The organism is Hoeflea sp., from assembly GCF_984452065.1.
In genome coordinates this window covers 1-8,233 of sequence record NZ_CFHWAF010000172.1, presented here as the reverse complement: position 1 = coordinate 8,233, position 8,233 = coordinate 1, and the positions used below count along the sequence as shown (strand labels likewise).

The following is an 8,233-nucleotide window of genomic DNA, read 5'->3' as shown; positions in this document are numbered from 1 at the left end:
CCGCCTTGTCAGCGACCAAAATCGCCGCGGTCAAATGCTTCAATCTAATCACAACTCGCTCTAGGTCTCGGGCGACTGGCTGTCCTCCGACACAAGTTCCACCCTCGGGTCGAGCTCGTAGGTCTGCGGTGTCTGTGCCCGCGCCACCGGAATGGCCTGGAAATCGACCCGTTCCTCTTCTTCCGCCTGCGGCCGGCGGAAGGTGCGATAATAGGCATAGCCGCCATAGGCGGCGAAGGACGTGCCGATCACCGCGAACAGCGCGCGGCTCCCGAACTGGTCCATCAGCACACCCGATATCGGCGGGCCGAGCATCGTGCCGACGCCATAGACAATCAGCAGGCCGCTGGAGACGGAGACGAACTCGTCCGCCTGGGCGAAGTCGTTGGCGTGCGCGACGACGAGCGAATAAATCGGAAAGAGCACCGAGCCGAGCAGGAACATCGACAGCAGGAAGAGAAGCAGGGTTGAGGTTCCCACCAGCAATGTAAACAGGCACATGCAAGTGCCCATGATGCCTGCCACCATCATCATGTAGCGCCGGTCCATCCGGTCGGACAGACGGCCAAGCGGTATCTGGAACAGCGCGCCGCCGATCATGGCGATGGCCAGCATCGTCGCGCCCGTTGCCGTCGACAGGCCATTGGTCTGGGCAAAGACCGGTGCTAGGTTGTGCCAGGAGCCGGAGATCACGCCGGCAAGCATGGCGCCGACAACCGCTGCCGGTGATTTGTGGTAAAGGCCGCGCACGTCGACGGAAACCTGCGTCAGCGGTTGCGGAGACTGGGCGCTCGAAAGGCCGGTCGGCATCAGCGCGAGGGCATAGATGATCGCGCACACCATGAAGAGGGTGGCGGTCATCGGGTCGCCCAGGGGCACCATGAACTGGCCGGCCATCAGCGCGAGCATGGCGACGACCATGTAAATGGAAAACACCGTGCCCCTGGTTTCGTTCGTTACTCGCTCATTGAGCCAGCTTTCGATCACCATGTAACCGCCGGCGATCGAGAAGCCGGCAAGCCCGCGAAAGGCGATCCATGCCAGGCTGTCGACAACAAGCGCATGCATCAGCAGCGATATGGACATCAGCGCCGCAAGCACGGCGAAGACCCGGACATGGCCGACCCGCAGCACAAGGCGCGGCACGATGAGACAGCCGGCGGTGAAAGCGATCGCATATCCCGTGCCGATCATCGAAATCTCGAATGTCGACCAGCCCTCCTGCACCGCCCGCAGCGGAATAAGATAGCCCGACAGGCCGCTCGCCAGCAGCATGAAGAATGCCGAAAGAAGGAGGCTTGCTATCGGAACGATGCTGCTTGCCATGACATCAACACTCCGCAACACCGGCGATCAGATGCCGGACATTCGAAAACCCGGACGCAGACCCTTATCGTCCGATGGTTCAATGTGCCATCGCGCGCAACTGAACGCGCTCCAATTCGCGACATCGGATTGAAAAAACTTTGCCGACTTTTCTCATGGCCGCCGGTACGCCCGGCCGGGTTCGCGTCAGCCTTCAAATGTATCGAGACGGTCGCGAACTGACAGGAAATCCTGCCAGGACAGCCTTTTTTGTGCCGGGTTGCGCAACAGGTATGCCGGATGCAGCGTCGGCAGGGCCGGGATGCCGGTGTCGCTATTGGGATGGTATTGCGACCACGTTCCGCGCAAGGACAGGATGCCGCGTGTCGTCCCGAGCAGGGCCTTGGTCGAGACATTTCCCAGAAGAACCACCACTTTGGGTGCAACGAGCTCCACATGCCGTTCGATGAACGGCCGGCACAGCTCGATCTCGAGCGGCGTGGGCGAGCGGTTTCCGGGCGGACGCCAGGGGATCATGTTGGTGATGTAGCAGCCCGACCGGTCCAGATTGATTGCGGACAGCATCCGGTCCAGCAATTGGCCGGCCCGTCCGACAAAGGGCAGGCCCTGCCGGTCCTCGTCGCGCCCCGGCGCTTCGCCGATGAACATCACCGGGGCTTGCGGGTTGCCGTCCGCGAAGACGGTGCTGCGCGCGCCGAAGCGCAGGTTGCAGCCATTGAATGAGGCAAGGGCCTCCTTCAGCGCCGCAATCGTTTTTGCGCTTCGCGCGGTTTCGCGCGCATCGCAGACTGCCGTCTCATCGGGAACCGTGGCTTCGGCTGGCCGCGATGGCGGTGCAGCCGGTTTCTGCGCTCGCACCGGCATTTGCCGCTCCCGCGGTCGCGGACCGCTATCCGGTGCCGGGCGTCCGGATGCGCGCGTGTCGGCGAACCGGTTGATCGCCGCGGTCTCCAGGGCGCAGTCGACACCCGCTTCCGCGTAGAAGTGCAAAAGCGTCGCCAGCTCGCCGTCGGTTGGTCTTTGCTTCAATTCCGCCTCGTCAGAACCCATGATCAAATTCTAGACCGTTTGGGCATGACGGTGAAACGGTTCTTTCCGCATGCCTGTGGATGAGGCGCGTCAAACCGGTTGCATGTCCGGCCGGCGACATATCGTCCCTGGTCCGTTTTGAATATTGACGTTTACGTCAAGGTAAATAAGTTGGTCGGAACGCTTCTAAGTGATTGCACCTGCAACCGCGAAAGGCTATGGCGAAGGGATGGACAGCGCGCGCATGCCTGGATCCGCTGGAGGAATTGAATATGAGCGACGAATTCGAAATGCCCGAACGCGAGAGCATGGAATTCGATGTTGTTATCGTCGGAGCCGGTCCGGCGGGGCTTTCGGCGGCGATCCGGTTGAAGCAAATCAACCCGGAACTGTCTGTCGTCGTCCTTGAAAAAGGGGCCGAGGTCGGCGCCCACATCCTTTCCGGCGCGGTCATGGACCCGATCGGCGTGGACCGGCTTATCCCGGAATGGCGCGACGATCCGGAGCATCCGTTCAGGACCGAGGTCAATAAAGACCATTTCCTGGTTCTCGGACATGCCGGATCGATAACGCTGCCCAATTTCATGATGCCGCCGCTGATGAACAATCACGGCAACTACATTGTTTCCCTCGGCAATGTCTGCCGCTGGCTCGCGGCCAAGGCCGAGGAACTCGGGGTTGAGGTCTATCCGGGTTTTGCCGCGACCGAAGTGCTTTACAACGACGCCGGCGCCGTTGTCGGTGTGGCGACCGGTGATATGGGCGTCGGGCGGGACGGGAAACCCGGCCCGAACTTTGCCCGCGGCATGGAGCTTCACGGCAAATATGTTCTCATCGGAGAAGGCGTGCGCGGCTCGCTTGCAAAGCAGCTGATTGCCCGTTTCGATCTGGAGGCCGGCAGGGAGCCGCAGAAATTCGGCCTCGGCATCAAGGAACTCTGGCACGTCGATCCGTCGAAACACCGACAGGGCCTGGTGCAGCATTCCTTCGGCTGGCCGTTGGACGGAAAAACCGGAGGCGGCTCGTTCCTCTACCATCTTGAGGACAACCAGGTGGCGGTCGGCTTTGTCCTCCATCTCAATTACAGGAATCCCTACCTGTCGCCGTTCGAGGAATTCCAGCGGTTCAAGACGCATCCGTCGATCGCGCCGACCTTTGAAGGCGGCAAGCGGATCGCTTACGGCGCGCGGGCGATTACCGAGGGCGGTTTCCAGTCCGTACCGAAGCTGACCTTTCCGGGCGGCGCTCTGATCGGCTGCTCGGCAGGCTTCGTCAACGTGCCCCGCATCAAGGGTTCGCACAATGCCATGCTGTCCGGCATGCAGGCGGCGGAACATGTGGCCGAAGCGATTGCCGCCGGCCGCTCCGCTGACGAAATCAGCGGCTACGAGGAGGCGTGGCGCGACAGCGATATCGGCAAGGACTTGAAGAAAGTCCGCAACGTCAAACCGCTCTGGTCGAAATTCGGCACGGCTCTCGGCGTCATGATCGGCGGCTTCGACATGTGGTGCAATACGCTCTTCGGGGCGTCGCTTTTCGGCACGCTAAAACATGGCAAGGCGGATTATGCCTCCCTTGAACCGGCCAGCAAGCACAAGAAAATAGACTACCCCAAGCCCGACGGCGTTCTGACGTTTGACCGCCTTTCCTCGGTGTTCCTTTCCAATACCAACCATGAGGAGGATGAGCCGGTTCACCTGCAGCTTCACGATCCGGCGCTTCAGAAGTCCTCGGAGCATGACGTCTATGCCGGCCCGTCGGCACTCTATTGCCCGGCCGGCGTCTACGAATGGGTGGAAGAGGACGGTGCGGAGCCCAAATTCGTCATCAATGCCCAGAACTGCGTGCATTGCAAAACCTGCGATATCAAGGATCCGAACCAGAACATCAACTGGGTGCCGCCTCAAGGTGGCGAAGGTCCGGTCTATCCGAATATGTGATCTGAAAAACAGACTTGCCTGGCCGCGGCCCTGGCGGGTCGCTGCCGCGCCGGACACTTTATGTTCATCAGTTTATCCTTAGGCGAGTTGTGATTGGATTGATGCATTTGATGGTGGAAAATCGGTTCAGTACAGCCGATGGGCCGATTTTCCCCACCCTTGAAAGGAAGAGGATATTGGAGAATACCGTCTCGGTTCCGGAGCGATTTCGCTTCTCGGCGGACTGACCATGGTCGCGAACCGGGATATACCCTTCCTGATCGGAATTGCCGCCTTTGTCGTCGCGCTGATCTTTGTCGCCACGGTGTGGCGCTCAAGGGCGGTGGTCCTGCTCGATCCGAAAAACCGCGAACCCTGAGTGAGCGCTGCCGCGAGCTACTGGAACGCCGGCTCGAAGAAGCTGCGCAGTTTGCGCGAATGCAGCCGCTCGGGCGGCATGGCCGCAAGCTTCTCAAGGGCCAGGATGCCGATCTTCAGGTGCTGATTGACCTGTGTGCGGTAGAAATCCGTCGCCATGCCGGGCAGTTTGAGCTCGCCGTGAAGCGGCTTGTCGGACACGCAAAGCAGCGTTCCGTAGGGCACGCGGAAGCGGAAACCGTTGGCGGCGATGGTTGCCGATTCCATATCCAGCGCGATGGCGCGCGATTGGGAAAGCCGGTGAACCGGGCCGCTCTGGTCACGCAACTCCCAGTTTCTGTTGTCGATCGTGGCGACCGTCCCCGTGCGCATGATGCGCTTGAGGTCGTAGCCCTCGAAGCCGGTGACTTCCGCCACCGCCTCCTGCAGCGCCACCTGAACCTCCGCAAGCGCCGGGATCGGCACCCAGACCGGCAGGTCGTCGTCAAGGACGTGATCCTCGCGCACATAGGCATGCGCAAGGACATAGTCGCCAAGCTGCTGGCTGTTGCGCAGCCCGGCGCAGTGACCAAGCATCAGCCAGGAATGCGGCCGCAGCACAGCCACATGGTCGGTGATCGTCTTGGCATTTGACGGGCCGACGCCGATATTGATCATCGTTATGCCGGAGTGATCCTTGCGCTTGAGATGATATGCCGGCATCTGCGGCAGGCGGGCGGGGCCGGAGGCCGGACTGGGCGCGATATCGCCCGCGCCTGTGACCACATTGCCCGGTTCGACAAAAGCCTCGTACCCGCCGCCGCCATCGGCCATCAGCGTCTTGGCGAGCGCGCAGAACTCCTCCACATAGAACTGGTAGTTGGTGAACAGCACGAAGTTCTGAAAGTGCTCCGCCCTGGTCGCGGTATAGTGCGACAGCCTTGCCAGCGAATAATCGATCCGCTGCGCCGTGAAGGCGGCGAGCGGAAGCGGACCGCCGCCATCGGGGTCATAGGTTCCGTTGACGATCGTATCGTCGGTGATGTTGAGGTCCGGCGCATCGAACACGTCGCGCAACGGCGCCGTCAGATTATTGGCGAAGGAGGCATCGACATTGGCATCCTCGCCAAGCGCGAAATGCAACGGGATCGGCGTGTCCGACTCGTCGACAACAACCTCGAGGTCGTGATTCCTGATCAGGAGTTCAAGCTGCTGCTCGAGATAGCTGCGGAAAAGCTCCGGCCGTGTGATGGTCGCGGTATAATTGCCGGGCGCGGTCACGTGACCGTAGGAAAGGCGGCTGTCCACATGGGTGAAGCTGGAGGTGGAAACCCGCACCTGCGGGTAGAAGGCGCGGTAGCGCCTGGCTGTTTGATTGCCCGCGCTGCCGAACTCCTGGAAACGGTCGCGGAGGAAGCCGGTGTTCCGGCTGTAAAGCGCGCACAGAGCGTCGACGGCCTCACTTGCGTGCGAGAAGGATTTTTTCTTTTCGGCCGGCGGGGTTGCGACGGCCAGTTGATTATCTTGTCTGATTCGAGTGTCCATGCGCTAATATAGTCATCCGCGCGTGACATGAAAACGACCGCAATCGCGTTCGGGGAATAATCTCCCATCGGGTTTAACGCTCCGCGGTCCGCATTCCTTAACGGTTGCGTTGCAGGCTGACGAAGATGACCAGGCCTGCGCCCTTCATGCTGGCTTTGTCCGAACCGATCTGAGTGGCGGCAAAACCGGCAACCGGACCGATGAAGAAGGTGCTGACGAGGCCGATCCGCAGCATGGTTGCGATGAAATCCGTGGCGTTGGCAAACATTTTGGTCTCCATGGCTCAGTTGTTTGCGGACCTGTGCAGGAAGCGTTTTCCGTGCTGATGCAGGGAACCGGCTGTCCCGCGACCCACGAGGGGCTGTGCCTCTGCTGACTTCCGACCGCATAGGCGATCAGCCCCGCGCAAAGAGCGAAGATCAGGCTGATCAGAATGAAGCGGCGGGTCAGAATGGCGATCATGTCGGTGTCCTTTGTGCGTCTGTTGAAAGGACTATGCACAAGCGGCGCTGAACCCTTCCTGAGGGGCGCGTTCATCAACCGTTCACGAACGTTGAGCGGAAACGTGCAGAGGGGCGCGATACCGGTGAGACGGGCACGCGGCAATGCCGGTTTTCATTGAGCGCCGAGTGCCCTATGTCTGGTCTGTCGGAAACCGGAGACTGATATGGCTGAGCAGAATGTGCCAATCGAACTTTACTACTGGCCAACCCCCAATGGCTGGAAAATCACGATCATGCTCGAAGAGCTTGGCGTGCCTTACACCATCAAATTCGTGAACATCGGAAGGGGCGAACAGTTCGAGCCCGAATTCCTGAAGATAGCGCCCAACAACCGCATGCCGGCGATCGTCGACCCGCAGGGCCCCGGCGGCGCGCCCGTATCGGTCTTCGAATCCGGCGCCATCCTGCAATATCTTGGCCGCAAGTTCGGGCGCTTTTATCCGTCGGACGAGCGCAGCCGCATTGCTGTGGAGGAGTGGCTGTTCTGGCAGATGGGCGGTTTGGGCCCGATGGCCGGGCAGGCGCATCATTTCAGACAATATGCGCCCGAGGAAGTGCCCTATGCCATCGAGCGCTACACCAACGAGGTCAACAGGCTTTACGGCGTCATGAATACGCGCCTTGCGGAACACGACTATCTGGCCGGCGATTATTCGATTGCCGACATGGCATGCATCGGATGGGTGGTTCCCTTCGAGCGACAGGGGCAGAAGATCGAGGATTTCCCGAATCTCAAGCGCTGGCACGATGTCATGATGGACAAGCCGTCGGTCAGGAAAAGCCTTGAGATCGGCAAGGATGAGCGCGCCGGAAGCAATATTGCCGACGACAAGGAGGCCCAGAAGGTCCTCTTCGGTCAGCGGGCGCGATAAAGCGCCTGCCGTCGTCTCGCCGGATTCGCTCAACCAGCTTCCGACAATGGGGTCTGCCGCGCCGGTCGCGGCGCCTGAAGATATCAGCATGTCGGCAATGATCGTTTTGGTTAGCGATTGGTTGAAATCAACACGATCCAATTTGAGTAAAATTGTTCGTAAAAGCCCGCCGCGCCGGATTTCCCATGATTAATGAAAGCTCAAATTTACCAATAGTTTGAACTTTGTTTGCTCGAAATTAAGCATGCCATTTAACGCCCGATTCAATCCCGCCGGGGCAAACTCCGCACATCAAATCGAAACCGGAAAACCGGTGACGCAAAATGAGCTCTCAGAAGCTTGACAGGGTAAATGCAGTTTATTTGACGGGGACTTGAAATGGCACGTTTTGAAGTTTTGGATCAGCAGTTGGCAACCATGGGTGGCGAAGCCGAAGCCGATGTCTTCTGCGAGATGGGGCTGATGTATGCCGCCGGCCGCGATTGTGCGCTGGACTATGTGGCGGCCCATAAATGGCTGAACATCGCCGCGATCAAAGGCTCGCGGCGCGCAGCGGAACTGCGGGCGGATCTGGCCAGAAGCATGAGCAAGTCGGACTTGGCGGAAGCGCTCCGCTCGGCGCGCGAATGGATGACCATGCACTGACCGGCATCGGCGCCAGGAGATTGAAAAAAGGGCTCGG

Annotated in this window: 8 protein-coding genes; 4 read left to right on the top strand and 4 right to left on the bottom strand. The window is 60.2% G+C overall.

Translation table 11 applies throughout. The annotated features are described in order from the left end of the window. Positions 1-60: 60 nt before the first annotated feature. Together AC5E6N_RS21810 and AC5E6N_RS21805 are read right to left on the bottom strand one after the other, a co-directional pair. Positions 61-1,326: an MFS transporter gene (locus tag AC5E6N_RS21810; protein WP_491749784.1), complete on the bottom strand. Its 1,266-nt coding sequence runs from the start codon at positions 1,324-1,326 to the stop codon at positions 61-63. A gap of 186 nt (positions 1,327-1,512) precedes the next feature. Then, positions 1,513-2,376: a uracil-DNA glycosylase gene (locus tag AC5E6N_RS21805; RefSeq protein ID WP_491749783.1), complete on the bottom strand. Its 864-nt coding sequence runs from the start codon at positions 2,374-2,376 to the stop codon at positions 1,513-1,515. Positions 2,377-2,627: 251 nt separating this feature from the next. Here AC5E6N_RS21805 and AC5E6N_RS21800 point away from each other — a divergent pair, with 251 nt between their 5' ends. Both AC5E6N_RS21800 and AC5E6N_RS21795 read left to right on the top strand, forming a co-directional pair. After that, complete coding sequence (locus AC5E6N_RS21800) at positions 2,628-4,295, top strand: electron transfer flavoprotein-ubiquinone oxidoreductase (protein WP_491749782.1); 1,668 nt, start codon at positions 2,628-2,630, stop codon at positions 4,293-4,295. Between the two features lie 229 nt (positions 4,296-4,524). Continuing rightward, the gene (locus AC5E6N_RS21795; protein WP_491749781.1) at positions 4,525-4,653 is read left to right on the top strand and encodes a hypothetical protein; all 129 of its coding nucleotides are present in this window, start codon (positions 4,525-4,527) and stop codon (positions 4,651-4,653) included. A 17-nt stretch (positions 4,654-4,670) separates the two neighbouring features. On the opposite strand, the gene AC5E6N_RS21790 is transcribed toward AC5E6N_RS21795, so the two are convergent. After that, positions 4,671-6,176, bottom strand: coding sequence for an AMP nucleosidase (locus AC5E6N_RS21790; RefSeq protein WP_491749780.1), 1,506 nt, complete (start codon positions 6,174-6,176; stop codon positions 4,671-4,673). A 97-nt stretch (positions 6,177-6,273) separates the two neighbouring features. Continuing rightward, complete coding sequence (locus AC5E6N_RS21785) at positions 6,274-6,444, bottom strand: hypothetical protein (protein ID WP_491689388.1); 171 nt, start codon at positions 6,442-6,444, stop codon at positions 6,274-6,276. 399 nt (positions 6,445-6,843) lie between these two features. Between AC5E6N_RS21785 and AC5E6N_RS21780 the strand changes: the two genes are divergently transcribed. Continuing rightward, positions 6,844-7,551: a glutathione S-transferase N-terminal domain-containing protein gene (locus AC5E6N_RS21780; protein ID WP_491749779.1), complete on the top strand. Its 708-nt coding sequence runs from the start codon at positions 6,844-6,846 to the stop codon at positions 7,549-7,551. A 378-nt stretch (positions 7,552-7,929) separates the two neighbouring features. Next, positions 7,930-8,196, top strand: a complete 267-nt coding sequence (locus tag AC5E6N_RS21775; RefSeq protein WP_491689391.1) for a sel1 repeat family protein — start codon at positions 7,930-7,932, stop codon at positions 8,194-8,196. Positions 8,197-8,233 lie beyond the last annotated feature (37 nt).

Excerpts from the sequence above, each read along its gene's own strand:
- AC5E6N_RS21810 (WP_491749784.1), bottom strand. The coding sequence starts at position 1,326 with ATGGCAAGCAGCATCGTTCCGATAGCAAGCCTCCTTCTTTCGGCATTC.
- AC5E6N_RS21805 (WP_491749783.1), bottom strand. The coding sequence starts at position 2,376 with ATGGGTTCTGACGAGGCGGAATTGAAGCAAAGACCAACCGACGGCGAG.
- AC5E6N_RS21800 (WP_491749782.1), top strand. The coding sequence starts at position 2,628 with ATGAGCGACGAATTCGAAATGCCCGAACGCGAGAGCATGGAATTCGAT.
- AC5E6N_RS21795 (WP_491749781.1), top strand. The coding sequence starts at position 4,525 with ATGGTCGCGAACCGGGATATACCCTTCCTGATCGGAATTGCCGCCTTT.
- AC5E6N_RS21790 (WP_491749780.1), bottom strand. The coding sequence starts at position 6,176 with ATGGACACTCGAATCAGACAAGATAATCAACTGGCCGTCGCAACCCCG.
- AC5E6N_RS21785 (WP_491689388.1), bottom strand. The coding sequence starts at position 6,444 with ATGTTTGCCAACGCCACGGATTTCATCGCAACCATGCTGCGGATCGGC.
- AC5E6N_RS21780 (WP_491749779.1), top strand. The coding sequence starts at position 6,844 with ATGGCTGAGCAGAATGTGCCAATCGAACTTTACTACTGGCCAACCCCC.
- AC5E6N_RS21775 (WP_491689391.1), top strand. The coding sequence starts at position 7,930 with ATGGCACGTTTTGAAGTTTTGGATCAGCAGTTGGCAACCATGGGTGGC.